The organism is Streptomyces sp. ATCC 21386, assembly GCF_018728545.1.
In the GTDB taxonomy this organism is placed as follows: Bacteria; Actinomycetota; Actinomycetes; order Streptomycetales; family Streptomycetaceae; genus Streptomyces.
The window spans coordinates 9,394,073-9,414,775 of the sequence record NZ_JAAVVL010000001.1; the positions used below are offsets into that span (position 1 = coordinate 9,394,073).

Annotated in this window: 26 protein-coding genes; 10 read left to right on the forward strand and 16 right to left on the reverse strand. The window is 70.0% G+C overall.

The window, feature by feature from the left end; genetic code table 11:
• Positions 1-22: 22 nt before the first annotated feature.
• Genes GWK25_RS40275 through GWK25_RS40285 form a run of 3 tightly spaced genes read right to left on the reverse strand, consistent with a single transcriptional unit; the run spans position 23 to position 2,027 of the window.
• Positions 23-988: a folate-binding protein YgfZ gene (locus tag GWK25_RS40275; protein ID WP_215456435.1), complete on the reverse strand. Its 966-nt coding sequence runs from the start codon at positions 986-988 to the stop codon at positions 23-25.
• 10 nt (positions 989-998) lie between these two features.
• A complete protein-coding gene (locus tag GWK25_RS40280; RefSeq protein WP_215456437.1) occupies positions 999-1,436 on the reverse strand; it encodes a Fur family transcriptional regulator in 438 nt (145 codons plus the stop codon).
• A gap of 15 nt (positions 1,437-1,451) precedes the next feature.
• Positions 1,452-2,027, reverse strand: a complete 576-nt coding sequence (locus tag GWK25_RS40285; RefSeq protein WP_045555944.1) for an FABP family protein — start codon at positions 2,025-2,027, stop codon at positions 1,452-1,454.
• 347 nt (positions 2,028-2,374) lie between these two features.
• Between GWK25_RS40285 and GWK25_RS40290 the strand changes: the two genes are divergently transcribed.
• Positions 2,375-2,737, forward strand: a complete 363-nt coding sequence (locus GWK25_RS40290) for a DsrE family protein (RefSeq protein ID WP_215456438.1) — start codon at positions 2,375-2,377, stop codon at positions 2,735-2,737.
• Between the two features lie 48 nt (positions 2,738-2,785).
• On the opposite strand, the gene GWK25_RS40295 is transcribed toward GWK25_RS40290, so the two are convergent.
• The 7 genes from GWK25_RS40295 to GWK25_RS40325 form a co-directional block, all read right to left on the reverse strand.
• On the reverse strand, positions 2,786-3,046 hold the full coding sequence (locus GWK25_RS40295) for a DUF3099 domain-containing protein (RefSeq protein ID WP_215456439.1): 261 nt from the start codon (positions 3,044-3,046) through the stop codon (positions 2,786-2,788).
• Between the two features lie 94 nt (positions 3,047-3,140).
• On the reverse strand, positions 3,141-3,428 hold the full coding sequence (locus GWK25_RS40300) for a DUF1416 domain-containing protein (protein WP_019755963.1): 288 nt from the start codon (positions 3,426-3,428) through the stop codon (positions 3,141-3,143).
• Between the two features lie 87 nt (positions 3,429-3,515).
• Positions 3,516-4,355, reverse strand: coding sequence for a sulfurtransferase (locus tag GWK25_RS40305; protein WP_215456440.1), 840 nt, complete (start codon positions 4,353-4,355; stop codon positions 3,516-3,518).
• Positions 4,356-4,800: 445 nt separating this feature from the next.
• Complete coding sequence (locus GWK25_RS40310; protein ID WP_215456441.1) at positions 4,801-5,535, reverse strand: DUF2993 domain-containing protein; 735 nt, start codon at positions 5,533-5,535, stop codon at positions 4,801-4,803.
• Between the two features lie 322 nt (positions 5,536-5,857).
• Positions 5,858-7,066: a hypothetical protein gene (locus GWK25_RS40315; protein WP_215456442.1), complete on the reverse strand. Its 1,209-nt coding sequence runs from the start codon at positions 7,064-7,066 to the stop codon at positions 5,858-5,860.
• A 10-nt stretch (positions 7,067-7,076) separates the two neighbouring features.
• Positions 7,077-7,331 carry a MoaD/ThiS family protein gene (locus GWK25_RS40320; RefSeq protein ID WP_184892340.1) on the reverse strand — a complete coding sequence of 85 codons (255 nt, stop codon included), beginning with the start codon at positions 7,329-7,331 and terminating at the stop codon, positions 7,077-7,079.
• A 31-nt stretch (positions 7,332-7,362) separates the two neighbouring features.
• Positions 7,363-8,307: an alpha/beta hydrolase gene (locus tag GWK25_RS40325; protein ID WP_215456447.1), complete on the reverse strand. Its 945-nt coding sequence runs from the start codon at positions 8,305-8,307 to the stop codon at positions 7,363-7,365.
• 159 nt (positions 8,308-8,466) lie between these two features.
• Here GWK25_RS40325 and GWK25_RS40330 point away from each other — a divergent pair, with 159 nt between their 5' ends.
• From GWK25_RS40330 to GWK25_RS40355, 6 genes are all read left to right on the forward strand, one after another.
• Positions 8,467-9,246, forward strand: a complete 780-nt coding sequence (locus tag GWK25_RS40330) for a response regulator transcription factor (RefSeq protein ID WP_215456448.1) — start codon at positions 8,467-8,469, stop codon at positions 9,244-9,246.
• 94 nt (positions 9,247-9,340) lie between these two features.
• The gene (locus GWK25_RS40335; protein ID WP_215456449.1) at positions 9,341-10,363 is read left to right on the forward strand and encodes a LacI family DNA-binding transcriptional regulator; all 1,023 of its coding nucleotides are present in this window, start codon (positions 9,341-9,343) and stop codon (positions 10,361-10,363) included.
• Between the two features lie 106 nt (positions 10,364-10,469).
• Positions 10,470-11,594 carry a S1C family serine protease gene (locus GWK25_RS40340; protein ID WP_215456451.1) on the forward strand — a complete coding sequence of 375 codons (1,125 nt, stop codon included), beginning with the start codon at positions 10,470-10,472 and terminating at the stop codon, positions 11,592-11,594.
• Positions 11,595-11,732: 138 nt separating this feature from the next.
• Positions 11,733-11,915: a hypothetical protein gene (locus GWK25_RS40345; protein WP_215456460.1), complete on the forward strand. Its 183-nt coding sequence runs from the start codon at positions 11,733-11,735 to the stop codon at positions 11,913-11,915.
• Positions 11,916-12,095: 180 nt separating this feature from the next.
• Complete coding sequence (locus GWK25_RS40350; protein WP_215456461.1) at positions 12,096-12,836, forward strand: response regulator transcription factor; 741 nt, start codon at positions 12,096-12,098, stop codon at positions 12,834-12,836.
• A complete protein-coding gene (locus GWK25_RS40355) occupies positions 12,833-14,311 on the forward strand; it encodes a cell wall metabolism sensor histidine kinase WalK (RefSeq protein ID WP_215456462.1) in 1,479 nt (492 codons plus the stop codon). The genes GWK25_RS40350 and GWK25_RS40355 overlap by 4 nt, the downstream gene beginning before the upstream one ends.
• An 8-nt stretch (positions 14,312-14,319) precedes the next feature.
• On the opposite strand, the gene GWK25_RS40360 is transcribed toward GWK25_RS40355, so the two are convergent.
• The 4 genes from GWK25_RS40360 to GWK25_RS40375 all read right to left on the reverse strand — a co-directional run bounded on the left by GWK25_RS40360 (position 14,320) and on the right by GWK25_RS40375 (position 16,121).
• Positions 14,320-14,718 (reverse strand): hypothetical protein, encoded by a 399-nt coding sequence (locus GWK25_RS40360; protein ID WP_215456464.1) that lies wholly within the window; start codon positions 14,716-14,718, stop codon positions 14,320-14,322.
• Positions 14,715-15,023, reverse strand: coding sequence for a hypothetical protein (locus GWK25_RS40365; protein ID WP_215456466.1), 309 nt, complete (start codon positions 15,021-15,023; stop codon positions 14,715-14,717). Before GWK25_RS40365 ends, GWK25_RS40360 begins: the two co-directional genes overlap by 4 nt.
• Positions 15,024-15,090: 67 nt before the next feature.
• Positions 15,091-15,291 (reverse strand): DUF397 domain-containing protein, encoded by a 201-nt coding sequence (locus GWK25_RS40370; RefSeq protein ID WP_215456468.1) that lies wholly within the window; start codon positions 15,289-15,291, stop codon positions 15,091-15,093.
• Positions 15,288-16,121, reverse strand: coding sequence for a helix-turn-helix transcriptional regulator (locus GWK25_RS40375; protein WP_215456471.1), 834 nt, complete (start codon positions 16,119-16,121; stop codon positions 15,288-15,290). The genes GWK25_RS40370 and GWK25_RS40375 overlap by 4 nt, the downstream gene beginning before the upstream one ends.
• Before the next feature lie 149 nt (positions 16,122-16,270).
• Between GWK25_RS40375 and GWK25_RS40380 the strand changes: the two genes are divergently transcribed.
• Both GWK25_RS40380 and GWK25_RS40385 read left to right on the forward strand, forming a co-directional pair.
• The gene (locus GWK25_RS40380) at positions 16,271-16,498 is read left to right on the forward strand and encodes a hypothetical protein (protein WP_215456473.1); all 228 of its coding nucleotides are present in this window, start codon (positions 16,271-16,273) and stop codon (positions 16,496-16,498) included.
• On the forward strand, positions 16,495-16,803 hold the full coding sequence (locus tag GWK25_RS40385; RefSeq protein ID WP_215456475.1) for a hypothetical protein: 309 nt from the start codon (positions 16,495-16,497) through the stop codon (positions 16,801-16,803). Before GWK25_RS40380 ends, GWK25_RS40385 begins: the two co-directional genes overlap by 4 nt.
• Here GWK25_RS40385 and GWK25_RS40390 read toward each other — a convergent pair.
• Positions 16,800-17,798, reverse strand: a complete 999-nt coding sequence (locus tag GWK25_RS40390) for an erythromycin esterase family protein (RefSeq protein ID WP_215456477.1) — start codon at positions 17,796-17,798, stop codon at positions 16,800-16,802. The two genes, GWK25_RS40385 and GWK25_RS40390, sit on opposite strands and share 4 nt — an antisense overlap.
• A gap of 123 nt (positions 17,799-17,921) precedes the next feature.
• Here GWK25_RS40390 and GWK25_RS40395 point away from each other — a divergent pair, with 123 nt between their 5' ends.
• The gene (locus tag GWK25_RS40395) at positions 17,922-18,647 is read left to right on the forward strand and encodes a TioE family transcriptional regulator (RefSeq protein ID WP_215456479.1); all 726 of its coding nucleotides are present in this window, start codon (positions 17,922-17,924) and stop codon (positions 18,645-18,647) included.
• A gap of 97 nt (positions 18,648-18,744) precedes the next feature.
• On the opposite strand, the gene GWK25_RS40400 is transcribed toward GWK25_RS40395, so the two are convergent.
• A complete protein-coding gene (locus GWK25_RS40400; protein ID WP_215456481.1) occupies positions 18,745-20,547 on the reverse strand; it encodes a bifunctional UDP-sugar hydrolase/5'-nucleotidase in 1,803 nt (600 codons plus the stop codon).
• Positions 20,548-20,703 lie beyond the last annotated feature (156 nt).

The following is a 20,703-nucleotide window of genomic DNA, read 5'->3' on the forward strand; positions in this document are numbered from 1 at the left end:
TGCGAGGTGCCCGGGGGACCGCCTACGGCTCGACCACGACCTCCTGCGCCGCCGCCGTGGTGTCGGCCATCAGCCTCGCGTCGACCGGGAGGTTGCGCTTGACCAGGGCCAGCGCCACCGGCCCCAGTTCGTGGTGGCGTACGGACGTGGTGATGAAGCCGAGCTTGCGGCCGTCGGGGCCGTCGTCCGCGAGCCGGATCTCCGCGCCGCGCGGCGGGAGGTGCACCTCGCTGCCGTCCAGGTGGAGGAAGACGAGGCGGCGCGGGGGCTTGCCGAGGTTCTGGACCCGGGCGACGGTCTCCTGGCCCCGGTAGCAGCCCTTCTGCAGGTGCACGGCCGTGCCGATCCAGCCCAGCTCGTGCGGGATCGTGCGGTGGTCGGTCTCGAAGCCGAGGCGGGGCCGGTGGTGCTCGACCCGCAGCGCCTCGTAGGCGAGGAGACCGGCGGCGGGGCCGGCCTTCTCCGCGTACGACTCCAGGTCCGCGCGCGGGAGGAACAGATCGCGGCCGTACGGTGTCTCGCGGACGACCGTGCCCTGAGGGACCTCGGTGATCGAACCGGCCGGGAGGTGGACGACCGCGAAGTCGCCCGTACGGTCGGCCACTTCGACCCGGTAGAAGAACTTCATCGACTCCAGGTAGGCGAGCAGCGCCTCCCGGGTGCCGGGCTCGATGTGCGCCCAGACGGTCGTGCCGTCGTCGACCAGGTACAGCGCGTGCTCGATGTGACCGTTGGCGGAGAGGATCAGCGCCTCGGTGGCCTCGCCGGTGGGAAGCTCGCTGACGTGCTGGGTGAGCAGCAGGTGCAGCCAGCTGAGCCGGTCCTCGCCGGAGACGGTGATCACGCCCCGGTGGGAGAGGTCGACGAATCCGGTGCCGTCGGCGAGGGCGCGCTGTTCACGGAACAGGTCGCCGTAGTGGGCGGCGACGCCTTCGTCCACGCCCTCGGCGGGGACGGCGCCGGGCAGGGACAGCAGAGGGCTTTTCATATGCCTAAGCCTACGACTTGGTATTTGAAGCCTTGAGTGTGCAGTTCTCGCAGCGGCCGAAGATCGCGAAGTGCTTCATGTCGGTGTCGAACCCGAAGGTCTCACGCAGCTGGGCCGTGAACGCCGCCGCCACGTCCACGTCCGCCTCGATGACGTTCTCGCAGTCGCGGCAGACCAGGTGGATGTGGTGGTGCCGGTCGGCCAGGTGGTACGTCGGCGCCCCGTGCCCCAGGTGGGCGTGGCTGACCAGCCCGAGCTCCTCCAGGAGCTCGAGGGTCCGGTAGACCGTGGAGATGTTGACCCCCGACGCGGTCTTCCGCACTTCCACGAGGATGTCGTCGGGAGTCGCGTGCTCCAGAGTGTCCACGGCTTCGAGCACGAGCTGCCGCTGCGGCGTCAGCCGATAGCCACGCTGCCTGAGATCACTCTTCCAGTCGGTGCTCACCACACCACGAGTCTAGAACTACTTGAAGAACGCGATGCCGTCGTCCGGCATGTCGTCCGGGAGGGCCTTGGCCCAGCGTTCGACGTCCTCGGGGGTGACGACCTTCTTCAGGTGCGCGGACATGTAGGGGCGCAGCTCGACGTCGGGGGTGGCCTTCTCGCCGACCCACATCAGGTCGCTGTTCACATAGCCGTAGAGCCGCTTGCCGCCGCTGTAGGGGCCGGAGGCCGCCGTGCGGGCGACCGCGTCCGTGACCAGGTCGATCTGCGGCTTCTGCTTGGCCAGCTCGCCGTACCAGACCTCGACGACACCGTCGTCACGGGTCATGACGATCTCGACCTTGCGGTCGGCGTCCACCCGCCAGAACCCGGACTCGGTCTCCAGCGGACGGACCTTGTTGCCGTCCTTGTCCAGCACCCAGGTGTGGGAGCGGTACTCGAGGAAGTCCCGGCCGTCGTGCGTGAAGGTGACCTCCTGGCCGAAGTTGCACTTCTCTGAGCCGGGGAAGTCATGGACGCCAGCGCCGGCCCAGTCGCCGAGCAGGAAGGCGAGGGGGACGAGGTCCTTGTGGAGGTCGGACGGGATCTCGATCATGAGTGGCGGTTCCTGGGAGTCCTGGAGGTCCTGGGTGTCGGTCGGACGCGGGTCAGCGCTGGCCCTGGTACAGCTTCTTCACTGCCAGGCCGGTGAAGGCGAGAACGCCGACGGCGACCAGAACCAGCAGGATCTCGAAGAAGATGATCACGAGGTGCTCCTCGATTGAGCGGGAGACGTGCGGTACGCACACAGGGCCGGACCCCAGCTTACGCGGCTGCGGTCCGGGCCCCGGCGTGAGGTCGGCCCTTGCCTCCGAGGGCCGTCAGCCCACGCGTACGGCCATGGACCACTCATCGGGTCGCACCGCGGATGATCACGATGCGGACAGGGCCTAGCATGCGGACATGGCGAAGAAGCTCGTGATCAAGGTGACGGCGGGGGCCGATGCCCCCGAGCGGTGCTCGCAGGCGTTCACGGTGGCGGCCGTGGCCGTCGCCAGCGGCGTCGAGGTGTCCCTGTGGCTGACCGGCGAGTCCGCGTGGTTCGCGCTGCCCGGCCGGGCGGCCGAGTTCGAGCTGCCGCACGCCGCCCCGCTGCCCGATCTGATCGGCTCGCTGCTCGCGGGCGGCCGGATCACCCTGTGCACGCAGTGCGCCGCCCGCCGGGACATCACCGAGAAGGACGTCATCGAGGGCGTACGGATCGCGGGCGCCCAGGTGTTCGTGCAGGAGGCCATGGCGGACGACACCCAGGCGCTCGTCTACTGAGGGCACTCGTCCAGCGGGCACCGGATACGGCCGACATCACGGCCGGCGTCACGGTCGGCGTCTCTTGCCGTCCAGTTCGTCCCACCACTCGTCGGACTTCGGGTCGCCGGAGGGATCGTCCCACCAGCGGTCGTCGGGGCCGCGCCGGTTGGCGACGACGGCGGCGAGCGGCGGGATGACCATGGCGACCACGCACATGCCGACCGCGACCGGGACCGACCAGAGACGTACGACGCCCCAGGCCAGGACGAAGAGGGCCAGGCACGTGCCCATCATGGCGAAGTACTGGTGGCGCCTGCGCGCGTACATGTCTCCAGCGTAGGTCGGCGCACGGCTGAGGGCCGCACTCCGGGAAGTGCGGCCCTCAACGTTTCGCCTGTTCGCCTGTTCGGCGGCGACCGTCTCAGACGGCGATCGCGACCTCCGCCAGGCCGCCCTTCTCGGCGACGACGGTCCGGTCGGCGGTGCCGCCGGGCACGAGCGCGCGGACGGTCCAGGTGCCCTCGGCCGCGTAGAAGCGGAACTGGCCCGTCGCGGAGGTCGGGACCTCCGCCGTGAACTCGCCGGTCGAGTCCAGCAGACGGACGTAGCCCGTCACCGGCTCGCCGTCGCGGGTCACCTGACCCTGGATCGTGGTCTCACCGGGCTTGATCGTCGAGGCGTCCGGGCCGCCGGCCTTCGCTCCACACATGTCTTTCTCCATAAGGGGTCTGACCGGAAGGAAGGCCGGTCGGGACGAACGGGGGTGTGCGGGTACCGCTGGTGGTGCTGGTGGTGCTTACTTGTTGGCGCCGAGCTCGATCGGGACGCCGACGAGGCTGCCGTACTCGGTCCAGGAGCCGTCGTAGTTCTTGACGTTCTCGACACCGAGCAGCTCGTGCAGGACGAACCAGGTCAGCGCGGAACGCTCACCGATACGGCAGTAGGCGATGGTGTCCTTCGCCAGGTCCACCTGCTCCTCGGCGTACAGCTCCTTGAGCTCGTCGTCCGACTTGAAGGTGCCGTCGTCGTTGGCGTTCTTCGACCACGGGATGTTGCGGGCGGACGGGACGTGGCCCGGACGCTGCGACTGCTCCTGCGGCAGGTGGGCCGGGGCGAGCAGCTTGCCGGAGAACTCGTCGGGCGAGCGCACGTCGACCAGGTTCTGCGAGCCGATCGCGGCGACGACGTCGTCACGGAAGGCGCGGATCGCGGTGTTCTGCGGCTTGGCCTTGTACTCGGTCGCGGGGCGCACCGGCACCTCGTCGACCAGCTCGCGGGCGTCCAGCTCCCACTTCTTGCGGCCGCCGTCGAGCAGCTTGACGTTCTCGTGGCCGTACAGCTTGAAGTACCAGTAGGCGTAGGACGCGAACCAGTTGTTGTTGCCGCCGTAGAGGACGACGAGGGTGTCGTTGCCGATGCCCTTCTCCGACAGGAGCTTCTCGAAGCCCTCCTGGTCGACGAAGTCACGGCGGACCGGGTCCTGGAGGTCCTTGGTCCAGTCGATCCGGATCGCGTTCTTGATGTGGTTCTTCTCGTACGCGGTGGTGTCCTCGTCGACCTCGACGATGGCGATGTTCGGGTCGTTGAGGTTGGCCTCGACCCAGTCGGCGTCGACCAGGACGTCGCTGCGGCTCATGCTCTTTCTCCTCCGGGGCAGTTGCGGCGGTGTGCGGATGCCTCCGGCGGTTCGGCCGGGGGCGCGCAGGGGTGGGCCCTGGCTGGAACAGGGCGGGCATCGGGGAACGCGGCGGCAGATTCCGTCGCTCAGAAGGTGCGACAGAGCATGGCGGCGACGCGGCACAGGTCTACTGCCCGCCGCTTCGTGAGATCCGCCTGTCGCTTCATGAGTGTCGATCGTAGGGACGGACAGGCGGGCGTGTCACCGGCATGTCGTATTCTGAGACGCGATCGTCCGGAATGTGGGATGAAGTGGCTGGCGAGGCTGCGGTGACGGGGCGACCGGGGCTCTGTAGCCGTCGTCACATCTACGGTACGGACGGCTGCGTCTCGCCTTTCGGACGCGGGCGCTGCCGACCAGCGATGCCCGCCCCCGGCCGCCGGGGAGCGAGCCGCTCGTCGTCCTACCCCGCCAGCTTGACGTTCGAACCCTTGACGGTGATGTCCACGCCGTCCGGTGCCGCCTCGACCTTGTCGAGCTTGATGCCACCGGGGAGGTCGTCGATGGCCTGCTGGAAGTCGGTGATGGAACGGACGACGTTCTCGGCGAGGTCGGTGCCGCCCAGGCTGGGCAGGGAGTCGGCCTGCACCTCGACCTTGTCGTCCTTGACGCTGACGCTGCTGAGGACGGAGACGGTCTGGGGGTCGAGGGCCGGCGGGTCGATCTCGACGTTGACCTTGATCTTGCCCTTGCCGCCGTCGGAGAGGCCGACGACGCGGGCGGTGAAGCCGAGGCCGACGTCGGTGGGCTCCGACTTGGCGGCCTTGAGGAGCTCGTCGTATCCGATGGTCGCGGTGCCGGTGGCGCTGTCGGCCGTGGCGGAGCTGTAGTCGCTGGAGAAGGCGACGCCGCGCATGTTCGCCCGCAGGTCGGCGATGCGGATGCTCTCGCCGGGCTTGCCGGTGCTCGCCTCGAAGTTCTCGATGCCGACCTCGACGTCGTCGAGTTCGCCGCCCGCGACCTGGGTGAGGAAGGGGAAGCCCTTGATGGACACGTCCGGGGTGGTCGTCAGGCCCTCACCGGCCTTCAGCTGCTGGGCCGCCTCGTCCTCGGCGAAACCGACCGCCAGGCGGTCCGCGGCGACGAAGAGGCCGCCAAGGATCACGGCGACGATGACAAGTATTCGCAGTGCGCGCATGTCTCGGTGTTCCCCACGTTGTCCGCTCGGCGGCCGGTGGCCGTTCTACCCGAGGGTAATCGTGGGGCTGTCGGGGTGGAGTGGGTTCGTGCGCGTTGTTGATCACCTGTGACAGGAGCCCCCCTTCGACCTCCGCGTCAAAGACTCGGGGCTCCGCCCCGGACCCCGTTCGCGCAGTTCCCCGCGCCCCTATTAGGGGCGCGGGGAACTGCGCGAGAAGCCCCACCGGGCCCGCAGACGACCGACGACCGAGCGGGGTCGAAGGGGCGGCAGCCCCTGGGGGAGGGACGGGCAGGGGCGGCGGGGGCGAAAAAACGCCGGGTCAGACGAGGGCGCGGCCCAGCAGATAGACCGCCGGGGCCGCCGCCGTCAGCGGCAGGGCCACACCCGCGGTGAAGTGAACGAAACGGGAGGGGTAGTCATAGCTGGCGACCCGGTGGCCGATGAGCGCGCACAACGCGGCCCCACCCCCGAGCAGCGCCCCGGCCGCCCCCGACCCGGTCACACCCCCGACCGCGATCCCCGCCCCCGCCGCCGCCAGCAGCGACACCACCACCGAGGCCGGCGTCGGCAGCGGCAACGCCCGCGCCAGGACGGCCACCGCGACCGCGACCCCACCCACCGTCACCGCGTCCGCGACGGCCGCCAGATAGCCGGTCGCGATGATCGCCAGCGCCGACGAGGCCACCGTCGCCATCAGTCCGTACATCCGCTCGTCCGGGTCCGCGTGGCTGCGCAGCCCCAGCACGATGCCGAGCAGCACCCACACACCGAGCGTCCCGAGGATCGCGGCGGGCGCGTGCTCCCGGCCGGCCGCGAAGAGAGCCGCGTCCGCCGCGAGGGCGCCCGCGAAGGCCAGCACGATGCCCTGCCGGGCCGGCCACATGCCGTTCAGCCGGAACCAGCCCGCCGCGGTCACGGCCTGGAGGACGACGAGGGGTACGGCGAGGGCGTACTCCCCCACCGCTGCGGCCCCGGCCAGCAGCAGGCCGAGGACAGCAGTGATCAGCGCCGGCTGCATCCCGGGCTCGATGATCGGCGACCGGCCCTCGGCCCGCGCCCGCTGGGCGTCGGTGATCCGGGCGTTGCCGGTGAGGGTGGGCGGACCGTAACCGGGCGCGGGTTCCGCACCGGCCTCCGGACCGGCCTGCCCCTGGGGCACCGCCTGAGGCTGGTGCTGGGCCTCGGCATGGGCATGGGCATGGTGTTGCGCCGGGGCCTGAGGGGCGTACTGGCCGCCGTCGTACTGGCCACCCGGGGCGGCGGACTGCTGGGGCAGGTACGCCGTCTCCGTCAGGTTGGCGGCGGCGGGAGGGGTCTGGGGCTGGATCTGGGTCTCCCAGGTCTGGCCCTGCCACTGCTGGGTGTACTGCTGGGCGTGGGCGTCCTGGCTCTCGTCGTACCCCTGCCAGTGCGACTGCGACTGCAGATGCGCCTGTGCATGCGGCTGCTGGTACGCGTCGTACCCCTGCTGCCCCTGCTGCCCTTGGTACCCCTGGTGGCCCTCGTACCCGTACGGCTGGTTGCTCATGATGTGGGGGTCACCCTCCTGCGAACGGCGGGAGCACCTCGACCGTGCCGCCCTCGGCCAGACGTACCGTCTCATGCGCACGGGTACCCACGGGGTTTCCGTCGACGAGGAACGAGCAGCGCCGCAGCACGCGGACGAGTTCGCCGGGGTGGCGGTCGCGGGCCGCGTCCAGGGCGTCCGCGAGGGTGGCCGCGTCGTAGGGCTCCTCGGCGACGCCGGCTGCGGACTTGGCTGCGGCCCAGTAGCGGACGGTGCCCTTTGGCATCTGCTTTCCTCTTGTATGAGTCGTGACGGGGTCAGGCTACGCCCCTGGCCCCGACCCCCTTCACCACCCACTCCCCGATCCTCCCCAGCAATTCCGGGCTCGCCGCGTTCTCCGCGTGGCCCATGCCCCGTTCCAGCCAGAGTTCGCCGTCGTCGCCCGCCGCCGCGGCCAGCATCTCCGGGTGGTCGAGCGGGAAATAGCCGTCACGGTCGCCGTGGACTATCAGCAGGGGGGTCGGCGCGATGAGGGGCACGGATTCCACCGGGGAGAGGGGAACGGGGTCCCAGTCGCGGTGGTGGATACGGGTGCGGAAGCCGTAGCGGCCGAGGAGGCGGCCCTCGGGGCGGGTGATCAGCCAGTGGACCCGGCGCATGGGGGCCGTGCCCCGGTAGTACCAACGGGCAGGGGCGCTGACCGAGACGACGGCGTCGGTGCCCGCGTCGGGGTGGGCCGCGTGGCGCAGGACGACCGAGCCGCCCATGGAGAAGCCGACGGTGGCGACGCGCGCGTGGCCGAGTTCACGGGCCCAGCGGACCGCCGCCGCGAGGTCGAGCACCTCGCGGTCCCCGACCGTGGAACGGCCTCCGGATCTTCCGTGGCCCCGGAAGGAGAAGGTGACGACGGAGGCGTGGCGGGCGAACGCCTCCACCACCCTTCGAACATACGGACGATCCGCGTCCCCCGTGAAGCCGTGCGCGACGACGATGGCGACGGGGTGGCCGCCGGACCGGCCCACGGCGTCATCGGCGCGATCGAAGCGGTCGGCGAGGTGGCCGGAAGGTGGAGTTCCGGTGTCTCCCGCCCGGTTGTATACAACGAATTCTGGATCGTATACGGCCTCGATATTCACCCCGTCGTCAGTCCGTAGAAACCTGCGCAAAGGGGTTCGCGGCGGCCCCGAAAGGGTTCGATCGACCGTCTCAGAGTTCGGGATGTCGAAAGATCGCGTCACATGACCTGCCGGACCAGCACTCATGTGGGCTATTCTGCTGGACAGAGGACTCGGGCAATGTCGCCCCCGGGTCCTTTCGTGCTTTAGGCAAGCTTGTATACGAGCGGAAAAACGCCAGGTGACCGCAGCTGTACGAGCGCCCGCCACACGCGTCCTCGCAGGGACCGAGGAGGAACCAGACGTATGAGTTCTCTGCTGCTCCTGACCAACGCCCTCCAGCCGTCCACGGAGGTGCTTCCGGCTCTCGGCCTGCTGCTGCACAACGTGCGCGTGGCCCCGGCGGAAGGCCCGGCCCTCGTCGACACCCCCGGTGCCGACGTCATCCTCATCGACGGGCGCCGTGACCTGCCGCAGGTCCGCAGCCTGTGTCAGCTGCTGCGCTCCACCGGGCCCGGCTGCCCCCTCATCCTCGTCGTGACCGAGGGCGGCCTCGCCGCCGTCACCGCCGACTGGGGCATCGACGACGTGCTCCTCGACACGGCCGGCCCGGCCGAGGTCGAGGCGCGCCTGCGGCTGGCCATGGGCAGGCAGCAGATCGTCAACGACGACTCCCCCATGGAGATCCGCAACGGCGACCTCTCGGTGGACGAGGCGACCTACAGCGCCAAGCTCAAGGGGCGCGTCCTCGACCTCACCTTCAAGGAGTTCGAGCTCCTCAAGTACCTCGCCCAGCACCCGGGCCGCGTCTTCACCCGCGCGCAGCTGCTCCAGGAGGTCTGGGGCTACGACTACTTCGGCGGTACGCGGACGGTCGACGTGCACGTACGGCGGTTGCGCGCCAAGCTCGGCCCCGAGCACGAGTCGCTGATCGGAACCGTCCGGAACGTCGGTTATCGATTCGTTACGCCCGAGAAGGCGGAGCGCGCCGGTGACGAGGCGAAGGCCAAGGCGGCCCCCTCAAAGGCGGCGGATGCGGACGAGACGGCGCCCCTGGACGCCGTGGAGATCCCGGCCGAGGCGTAGTGGCGAACACCCCGGACGGCGTACGCACAGGTAACTCACAGGTGCGCCGTCGTACGCCCTGCCCAGGGCCGGTCCATCCGCGTAGACTCCGCGCGTGGCCAAGGTGACTCGGGATGACGTGGCAAGACTGGCGGGAACATCGACCGCCGTCGTCAGCTACGTCATCAACAACGGACCCCGGCCGGTCGCCCCGGCCACGCGCGAGCGTGTCCTCGCCGCCATCAAGGAGCTGGGGTACCGCCCGGACCGAGTCGCCCAGGCGATGGCCTCCCGGCGTACCGATCTCATAGGCATGATCGTGCCGGACGCGCGCCAGCCCTTCTTCGGCGAGATGACCCACGCCGTGGAGCAGGCCGCCGCCGAGCGCGGAAAGATGGTGCTCGTCGGCAACACCGACTACGTCGCCGAGCGCGAGGTCCACTATCTGCGGGCGTTCCTCGGGATGCGCGTCTCCGGGCTGATCCTCGTCAGCCACGCCCTCAACGACAACGCCGCCGCCGAGATAGAGGCGTGGGACGCGCGGGTCGTGCTGCTGCACGAGCGGCCCGAGGCCATCGACGACGTGGCCGTGGTGACCGACGACATCGGCGGCGCGAAGCTCGCCGTCGACCATCTGCTCTCCCACGGCTACGCGTACGTCGCCTGTATGGGTGGCCTCGCCGAGACCCCACTCGTCGGCGACCCCGTCTCCGACCACGTCGAGGGCTGGCGGCGGGCGATGGACGAGGCCGGGATCCCCACGGAGGGGCGGCTGTTCCAGGCGCCCTACAACCGGTACGACGCCTACCAGGTGGCGCTGGAGCTGCTGTCGGGCCCGGCCCGGCCCCCGGCGATCTTCTGCTCCACCGACGACCAGGCGATCGGGGTGCTGCGGGCCGCGCGCGAGCTGCGCATCGAGGTGCCGAGCGAGCTGGCCGTGGCCGGGTTCGACGACGTCAAGGAGGCGGCGCTCACGGACCCGCCGCTGACGACGATCGCGACGGACCGTACGGGCATGGCCCGGGCCGCGGTTGACCTGGTGCTGGACGACGGCATCCGGGTGGCCGGGTCCCGGCGCGAGCGGGTGAAGCTGTTCCCTTCGAAGCTGGTCGCTCGACGGTCGTGCGGCTGCGAGTAGCTCCGCCGGGCTTGCCCCGCGTCTTTATATGGGGCGAACGAGGTTCTTCCGGGGTTCTCAGGGAGCACTCAGGAAGGTCTCATGGTCGGGCGGCAGGCTCTGATGCATGACCGAGAGCTTCCGCCGCAGCGGCGAGTACGAGAACCCGTACGAGGGTCAGCAGAACCCGTACCAGGGGCAGCAGAACCCGTACCAGGGGCAGCAGCACGTTTCCGCCCCGGTGAACCCGGTGACCCCGGCGAACCCCGTGAACCCGGAGTGGCCGCCCCCGCCGGCGTACGACCCGACGACCGCGGCCTCGGCACAGGCCGCCCCCACCGCGCTCCTCACCGAGCCGGTGTCCTCCGCACCCACGTCGAGAAGGCGTACCCGGGGGCCCATCGCGCTGCTCGCGGCCGTGGCGTTCGTCGCGGCGGCGATCGGCGGCGGTACGGCGTACGGCATCCAGGAGCTGACCGGTACGGACACCGTGGCCTCCAGCTCCGCCAGCACCAGCGTGGTGCCGACCAGCCAGAAGGGCACGGTCTCCGGGGTCGCCTCGGCGGTCAGCCCGAGCATCGTGGAGATCAACGCCACCTCGAACGCGGGTGAGTCCACCGGTTCCGGTGTGATCATCACCAGCGACGGTGAGATCGTCACCAACAACCACGTCATCTCCGGCGCCTCCCAGATCAAGGTGACGACCAGCAACGGCAAGTCCTACACGGCCGAGGTCGTCGGCACCGACAGCAAGAAGGATCTCGCCCTCATCAAGCTCCGGGACGCGTCCGGGCTGAAGGCCGCCACGCTCGGCGACTCCGCCGGGGTCAAGGTGGGCGACCAGGTCGTGGCGATCGGCTCCCCCGAAGGTCTGACCGGCACCGTGACCAGCGGCATCGTCTCCGCGCTCGACCGTGACGTCACGGTCTCGACGGACGAGAGCCAGGGGCAGCAGCAGGGCGGTGGCGGCGGACAGTGGCCGTTCGAGTTCGGTGGCCGGCAGTTCAACGGTGACACCGGCTCCTCGACGACCACGTACAAGGCGCTCCAGACCGACGCCTCGCTCAACCCCGGGAACTCCGGCGGCGCCCTCATCGACATGAACGGCAACATCATCGGGATCAACTCCGCGATGTACTCGGCCGCGGACGCCACCTCCTCCAGCGCCGGCAGCGTCGGCCTCGGCTTCGCCATCCCGATCAACACGGTCAAGGCCGACCTGAGCACCCTGCGGGCGGGCGGCTCGGACTGAGGTCCGCCCCTCCGACCAGGTCTTTTCCCTCCGAGCAGGTCTCCTCCCCTGCCCCCTCCATCCCCCGTCCCCGCCGTCCCGTCCGTCAACCTCCGTCCCCTCCGTCCCGTCAGTCCCGCTGAGTCCTAGGAGTTCGACATGATCACGCAGGTCTCCCACGCCGTCGCAAGCGCCGGCGACCCGGCCGGGCTGGGCCTCGCCCTCGCGGTGGCGGCCGAACTCCACCCGGCGGTGACGCGGGCCCCCGAGGTGGCGGCCCTCCATGCCCCGGCCCGTCGCAGCACGGCCGCGCGCCCGCGCCGACGTACGGTTCGCGGCTGAGCCGGTACGGCCTACTGCGGGGCCAGGGGACGTGCGAGGCTAGGGCGAAACCGCGCGCGCCCCGTCAGGGGCGCGGGGAACTGCGCGAGAAGCCCCACCGGACCCGCACCGGGCGACGCACGAGAACCCCCACGGCGCCCCGGCCACCGCAATCCACCGCTTCCGAGGAACGAAGACCACATGAGCTCCGCCGAAGGCGCCCGCGCCCCCGAACCCCAGCGCATCCTCATCGTCGACGACGAGCCGGCGGTACGTGACGCCCTCAAGCGCAGCCTCGCCTTCGAGGGCTACGACACCGAGGTCGCCGTCGACGGTGCCGACGCGCTGGAGAAGGCGACCGCGTACCGGCCGGACCTGGTCATCCTCGACGTACAGATGCCGCGCATGGACGGGCTGACCGCCGCCCGCCGGATCCGCGGCGCGGGCGACACCACGCCGATCCTGATGCTCACCGCCCGCGACACCGTCGGCGACCGTGTCACGGGCCTCGACGCCGGCGCGGACGACTACCTGGTCAAGCCGTTCGAGCTGGACGAACTCTTCGCCCGGGTCCGCGCGCTGCTGCGTCGCAGCTCGTACGCGGCCGGCGTCGCCGAGCGGGCCGAGGCGGACGAGGCGCTCACCTTCGCGGACCTGCGGATGGATCTGGCGACGCGGGAGGTCACGCGGGGCGGGCGGCCGGTGGAGCTGACCCGCACGGAGTTCACGCTCCTGGAGATGTTCATGGCGCACCCGCGCCAGGTCCTCACGCGCGAGCAGATCCTCAAGGCCGTCTGGGGCTTCGACTTCGAGCCGTCCTCCAACTCCCTCGACGTGTACGTCATGTACCTGCGCCGCAAGACCGAGGCCGGCGGCGAGCCGCGGCTCGTCCACACCGTGCGGGGCGTGGGGTACGTCCTGCGACAGGGCGGCGCGGAGTGAGGAGGCTGCTGAGCCGCTACCGGTCCCTGCCGATCCGGGCCCGGCTGTCGATGCTGGTCGCGGCGGCGGTGGCCTTCGCGGTGGCGGCGGTGTCGGTGACGTGCTGGTTCATCGTGCAGGGCAAGCTGTACGAGGAGGTCAACAACGACCTGGAGGCCATGGCCAGCCGAGCGCTGCCCGAGCAGATGGTGCAGGACGCCGTCCTCACCGCCTGCCCCGAGGCACCGTCGCAGTCCTTCTGGGGGCCGAAGAACAAGGGCTACTCCCAGGTGGTGACCACGGACGGCACGACGTGCGTCTTCCCCAACTCCACGGGCGTGGTGAACGTCGCCGAGAGCGACAAGAAAGTGGCCGCGAACCCCAAGATCAAGTCCGGCACGATCCGCAACGGCACCGACAGCGAGGGCAACTCGGTGCGCGTACTGGCCACGGCACTCGTCCTCGACAACGGCGAGCGGCAGTACGTGATGCCGGGCACCGCCTACGTCGTGGCCGTGCCCCTCAAGGGCACCCAGTCCACGCTCAACGAGCTGGCGCTGCTGCTCCTCGTCGTCTCCGGCATCGGAGTCGTCGGCGCCGGTGCGGCCGGCCTGGCCGTGGCCCGGGCGGGCCTGCGCCCCGTCGACAAGCTCACCGAGGCGGTCGAGCACGTGGCGCGCACCGAGGATCTGAGCATCCGCATCCCCGTGGAGGAGGAGAGCGAGGACGAGGTCGCCCGCCTCTCCCGTTCCTTCAACTCGATGACCAGCGCGCTGGCGAGCTCCCGCGAACTGCAACAGCAGCTGATCGCCGACGCGGGCCATGAACTCCGTACGCCCCTGACGTCCCTCCGCACGAACATCGAACTCCTCACCCGCAGCGAGGAGACGGGCCGCCCGATCCCGGCGGAGGACCGCAAGGCCCTGCTCGCCTCGGTGACGGCCCAGATGACCGAACTCGCCTCCCTGATCGGCGACTTGCAGGAGCTGTCCCGCTCGGAATCGGGTCAGCAGGGCGGTCGGCACCTTCAGGTCGTCGACTTCCAGGAGAAGGTGGAGGCGGCCCTGCGCCGGGCCCGTCTGCGCGGTCCCGAGCTGACGATCACGGCGAACCTGAACCCCTGGTACGTCCGCTCCGAACCGTCCGCGCTGGAGCGGGCCATAGTCAACATCCTCGACAACGCGGTGAAGTTCAGCCCCGAGGGCGGCACGATCGAGGTCTCCCTCGACGCCGGCGTCCTCACGGTCCGCGACCACGGCCCTGGAATCCCGGCCGACGAACTCCCCCATGTCTTCGACCGCTTCTGGCGCTCCCCGTCGGCACGTTCGCTGCCGGGCTCGGGCCTGGGCCTCTCCATCGTGGCGCGGACGGTGGAGCAGGCGGGCGGCGAGGTGTCCCTGTCCCGCGCGGACGGCGGCGGCACGCTGGCGACGGTGCGGTTGCCGGGGGCGCCGACGGCTCCACCGGGGGCGCCGGAGACGCCGGGGACGCCGTAGCTCTGACCTCAGTGGAAGCCGAGCATTCCTGGGGAGTCGATGTCGATGGCGAGTACACCCGGCGGGTAGTCGTCCTCGCGTCCGGTCAGGATGATGGACATACCGCCCGTCTCCAGGTGTGGTGTGGCGACGTAGAGAGCGTGGCAGGTGTCGGCTCCACCCCATCCGTCACGGACCATCCCGCCCACCGTGACAGCGGCTGTCTGCCCGAGTGAGTCCACTTGGATGCCCGGCAACGAGAGCAGTGCCCGCCCGACGCCCTCGTCCTTCTCCTCTGCCCGCATGAGACACAGGGAGGGGATGTGCAACCAGTCACCGGGGGTGTGCGCGACGTTGTCGACGAGCCGGTGAAGGGCCTCGTGGCCGCGAGCGAGCGCGAGGGCCGCGTCCGTGTCGAGGACGATCACGCGGCGCGCTCCCTTTCAGAGCGCGTCGCCTGACGCCCGGAGTGCATCTTCTCCGCAGCCATCGCGTAGATGTTGGCCAGGACGTCGGGCCCGTTGTCGAACTCCTCGTCGGTGAGCGTGCAGCCCATGCGCTCACGTAGGACCTTGCGGGTGGCGGCGACCCTCTCCGCGATCTGTTCCGCCGTCGGCTGTTCCGAGGCCAGCTGCTCGATCAGCTGGCCGAGGGTCATGCCGCGTTCCTTGGCGACCTGGGCGAGGTGATCGCGGGCCTGCTTGGAGACCTGGATGGTCGTACTGTCTGCCATGGACTCACCATAGCCACACCATGACCCAGGCGTCCCGCCTCGGAGCCCGACCTTCACCCGGAGGCGCTCAGTCGACCGCGACAAGGTTGACGAAGGCGGCCCAGGCCCGGGGGGAGAACAGGAGGGGGCGGCGGTCCGGGGCCTTGCTGTCCCGGACGGGGACTATGCCGGGGAGGTCGTCGGTGATTTCGAGGCAGTTCGTGCCGCCCCCGTCGCTGTACGACGACTTGCGCCACACCGCGGTGCCGAGGTCGAGGGTCCGGTTCATGATCTGCACTCCTCCAGAAGCCGCTTGATGAACACGGTCGACTCGGCCGGAGTCAGCGCCGCGTCCCTGACGAGATCGTAGGACAGCCGGTAAGCCAGAACCCTGTCCGGATCCTCGATCAACTCACCGATCCCGATGCCCTCCGCATAGGCGACGGCATCGCCAGTACGTGGCCAGAAGAGCCAGAGGTGGCTGTCCATGAGGTCGTGCACACCGGCCGACCAGGGCAGCACCTGAATCGCGACGGAGGGCAGCTCCGCGGCCTCCACCAAGTGCGCGAGCTGGTCCTTCCACACCTTCGCGTTCGGCACGGCCCGCCGTACCGCACCCTCGTCGAGGATCACGCGGATGTTCGGCGCCTGAGGACGGTACAGCAACTCCTGCCGCCCCATACGCGCAGCCACCTGCTCCTCGATCTCCTCGCTGTTGCCTGGCGTTGTCTGGGCTCCAGACAACCCTGACAACACCGTGCGGGCGTACTCCTCCGTCTGCAAGATGCCCGGCACTCGCAGCTGGAACATCCACATGACGCGAGCCGCCGCCTCCAGCTCCATGAACGCCTTGTACTTGTCCTTGATGACCTCCCGGCGCGCATCCCGCCACAGCCGAACCAGCAGGTCACCGGACCCGTAGTAGGTGTCGAGGTCCTCCATGACCGTCCGCTTGGAGAGCCGCTCGCCCTTCTCCAGGCGGTAGAGATAGCTCTTGTCGTACGACGTCTCCGCCGCCAGCTGCGTCAGCGTCTTGCCCGCCTTCTCCCGCAGGAACAGCAGGGTCCGCCCCAGCGCAACCCGCCCTGATTCCCGCTCCGCGTCAACGACTTCGCCCATGTCACCCCTCGCCGTTGTCTGGGGCGCCAGGCAACGGCAACCCCCTTCCCCAACGTACGACGCACCCGTGACGATCAGGACACGAACGGTAATCACCGCTCGTCAGGCCGACCCTGAAAAGACCCTGAGACGAAAGTCGAGGCACCGTCATGCGCGCACTCGTCCAACGGCTCTGTGAGGCCCTGCTCCGCTGGGCCGCGCACGGTCCGTCGCCGTCCGAGGCGGAGGAGCCGCCGCAACCCGCTCCGCCCCCTCCGCCCCCGCGCAAGCCGGACGACATCTGGCCCTTCGAGCCGTACGACAACCTCGTACGGCCCTACGTCCTCAGCCCGGAGGAGCTCTACGTGTACGGCGTCGTGGACGAGGTGCTCGCATGAGGAACGGCCTGCGTCTGCTGCCGTGGACCACCCCCGACGGCAAGCCCTGCTATCTCGACCCGGACACCGCGCACCCCGGAACCCTCTCCCTCCTCGCCGACAGCGTGGAGGTCTCCCAACTGGGCTCGGCCGAGGAGGTGTTGGCCGGGAGCAGGGCCGTACTCGGGGACGCGGCGGCCGGCGACCGGGCTGTGCGCTTCGCGCTGACGCGGGCGGTGGAGTCACTGGAGGACGTGGTGCGGATCGCGATCAGCAGGGGACGGCGGATCCAGCGTGCCGACGACGCCCCCGAGGGCCGTTGCTAAGCGTCGGTGACGGTGTACAGGGGCCCCTCGCCGCCCGGCCTCCCCGCGAGGAACCCGTACCGTTCGCCCACCAGTGGGCCCAGGATCGCGCCTGCGCCGTACCAGTCCAGGTCCAGGTCTCGCATGCGCATATGGCTGGGGCCGAGCTGCAGGTGGACGTTGTGGCCGAAGACCAGGGTCGGACCGCGGTCGGCCTCGACGGCGCGGATGTCGAGCAGGTTCTCGACCATCAGGGCGTCCCTGGTGGCGAGCATGCGGGAGAGCCGGACGTTCTCTGCGGCGGGGCGCGCCAGTTGCCGGTGGTAGCGCAGGAGGCCGATACCCGCGCTGAGGTGGGCCTTCGCCCGGAACCACGCGGCGCGTGAGGTCGCCGCGATCAACTGCGGCGCGCGGGCGTGGAACTCGGTGAGCATGTCGTCGGCGAGGCAGCGCAGCGCCTGGGCCTCCGGCGCGGCTCCGATCGACTCGGCCGGGTCCAGGACCGCCTCGGTACGGCTCCACCGTTCGTCGTCTCCGGTGAGGCGCGCGATGTCGAGGGCGGCGTCGTCGGTGAGGGCGAGAGGTGCGGGCAGGCCCGCGTGACACGCCAGGTAGGCGTGGGCGGCTTCCAGGTAGCGGCGCGGGCTGGGCGCGCTCATGTTCTCCATCTCGGCGTCGAAGCCGTGGAAGGCGAGGCGTTCCTCCGGCGGGCGGGTCCGGTTGTACTCGCGCATCCAGGTGATCAGCTCCCTGTTGGAGGCCATCTCGCCCCGGCCGAACGCGATGCCCTCGCGCATCGCCTCGTCGAAGTCGCCCGTCCCTTCCCTCACATGGTCGTCCAAGGCGAGCGCGGGGACGCGGTCGGTCTCCAGGGCGATCGAACGGAAGCCACGGTCGACGAGCTGCGCGAAGAGCTCGTTGCGGGCGTGCCCGAAGGCCGGATCCAGGTGGTTCGGTTCGCCGAGCGCCAGAAGGTCGCACGACGGGGTCACGAAGTCTCGAATGTCCCGACTCATGAGCCTCAATCGTATCCTTGAAAGATCGGTTGATACTTGGGGTGGACGGTTGTGGCCCCTGAGCTTCCTGAACAGGCAGATGGCTGTGCGGCCGTCGCGTAAAGTCTCAAACCGGTGATCAGCATGCGTCCTTCCGACCTCGCCCGCGAGCACGGCCTCTCGGCGCAGGCCGTCCGCAACTACGAGCGCGACGGCTTCCTCCCGGCCGCCGAGCGCACGGACAGCGGCTACCGGATCTACACCGAGGTGCACGCGGCGGCCCTCCGCGCGTTCCTCGCCCTCGTCCCGGCGTACGGCCACGCCGCCGCGGGCCGCATCATGCGTGCCGTGCACGAGGAGGACCTCGACCACGCCCTGACGATCGTCGACCGTGGGCACGTCCAGTTGCTCCGCGACCGGGAGACCCTCGAAGCGGTACGCGAGGCGGTGGACCATCTGACGGCCGTTTCGGAGGGGGCGGAGCCCACGGTGGGAGCGGCGGGCTCCGACACCCTCACCGTCGGCGAACTGGCCCACCGGCTCGACGTCACCCCGGCGACCCTGCGCAACTGGGAGGACGCCGGCATCCTCTCTCCCGCGCGGGACCCGCGCACCGGCTACCGCGTCTACCGCCCGGCCGACATCCGCGACGCCGAACTCGCCCATCTTCTCCGCCGCGGGGGCTATCCCCTGGACCACATCTCCACCGCGGTCCGCCAGATCCGCACGGCCGGCGGCACGGACGCCCTCGCCGCCGCCATGACCGACTGGCGACGACGCCTGACCGCACGAGGCGTGGCCATGCTGGACGCGTCGGTTCACCTCAGTCGGTACCTGGGGTCACCCGGGCCACACGCCGTGGAGCGCTAAAAAGCGGTTCCCCGCGCCCCGGAAAGGGGTGCGGAGAACCGCGTGACCAGTCACGCACCACCCGGGCCGGACGACCGCCCCCGGTGATCCGGTGGGACTAGTTGATGATCGTGATCCGGTCGGCCGCCGGCGGCGCGAGCGGGCTCGTGGCCGAGGAGTTGGCCAGCAGGTACTGCTCAAGGGCCGCCAGGTCGTCCCCGCCGACCAGGTCGTTCGTGCCCTGGCCCAGGGTCGGGAAGCCGTCGCCGCCGCCCGCGAGGAAGCTGTTGGTCGCGATGCGGTACGTGGCGGCCGGGTCGATCGCCGCACCGTTGAGCTTGACGCTGTCGACGACGATCCGGTCCGCGCCGGTCTTCGTGAGGTCGAGCGTGTACTTCAGGTTCGAGGACGGCAGCAGCACCTTCGGCGAAGCCGCGTTCCCGCCGCTCACCTGGTCCTTGAGGATCGAGATGAGCTGCGCGCCCGTGAAGTTCTGCAGGTTGACCGTGTTGGAGAACGGCTGGACGGTGAAGCCCTCGGCGTAGGTCACCACGCCGTCGCCCTCGGTGCCCTTGGCCGCGTAGGTCAGCGGCGCGCGCACACCACCCGGGTTCATCAGCGCGAGGTCGACCTCGGGGTCGAGCGTCTTGCCGTACCAGTACTGCGCGTCGGCGATCAGGTCACCCATCGGGGACTCGGTGCCGGCGTTGGGCACGTCGGCCGATATGTAGCCGATGGCACGGTTGCCGATGGGCGCGGCGAGGGTGTTCCACCGGCTGATGAGGGCCGTCATGTCGGCGGCCTTCTCGACGTCACGGGTGACCACGTGGTTAGCGGAGTCCACGGCCGTACGGGAGATGTCGCCGGTCTTGCGGTCGTACGTCAGCGTGGTGTCGGTGTAGAGGCGGCCGAAGGACGCGGCCGAGGTGACCATGCGCGGCTTGCCCGCCGGGTCGTTGATGGTGCAGGCGTACGCGGCGTGCGTGTGGCCCGTGACCACGGCGTCGACCTTGGCCGTGATGTTCTTGGCGATGTCGACGATCGGACCGGAGATGCCGTCACCGGCGCCGGGCGAGTCGCAGTCGTAGTTGTACGACGTGGAGGCGGGGGCACCGCCCTCGTGGATCAGTGCGACGACCGACTTGACGCCCTGGCGCTCCAGCTCCTTGGCGTACTTGTTGATCGTCTTGACCTCGTCCTTGAACGTGAGGCCCTTGACGCCCTCGGCGGAGACGACGCCCGGGGTGTCCTCCAGCGTCACACCGATGAAGCCGATCTTGACGCCGTTCTTCTTCCACACCCAGTAGGGCTTCAGGAGCGGCTTCTTGGTCTTGTTCTCGATGACGTTCGCGGCGAGGTACGGGAAGTCGGCTCCCTTGAACTTCTTGCCCTTGACGTAGCAGCCGTCCGTCGGGTGGCAGCCGCCCTTCTGCAGGCGGGCCAATTCCTTCGCGCCCTCGTCGAACTCGTGGTTGCCGACGCTCGTGACGTCGAGGTCGAGGCCGTTGAGCGCCTCGATGGTGGGCTCGTCGTGGAACAGGCCCGAGATCAGGGGGGAGGCACCCACCATGTCGCCGGCGGCGGCCGTGATCGTGTAGTCGTCGGCCCGACGCGCCTCGCGCAGGTGCGTGGCGAGGTACTCGACACCACCGGCGTTGATCGTGGTGGTCGTCCCGTCCTCGTGCAGCTCGGTCACCCGGCCCGAGGAACCGGCCGGCGGCTCCAGGTTGCCGTGCAGGTCGTTGAACGACAGCAGCTGCACGTCCTGGTACCGGTTCGGCTTGTCCTTGCCGGTCTGCGTCTCACCGGCGCTCGCCGGGATCGCGGCGGCCAGCGCACCGACAGTCGCCAGCCCGGCCGCGACGGCGAGGATCCGGTTACGGCGGTTTCTGCGGTGCTGGGCGTGGGGTGTGGCTGACATGTGCCCCCCTGGTTCGTTTGGAAGTAAGAGAAACGTGAGACAGGCCCCGTCGGCCCGAAGCCTAGGGTCAACGCGCGTAGCGCGGCAGGGGGTTCATGGTTACGACCTGATTGCCATCGGGGAGGAGTATTGACAAAGGGGGACAACATCGCGCGC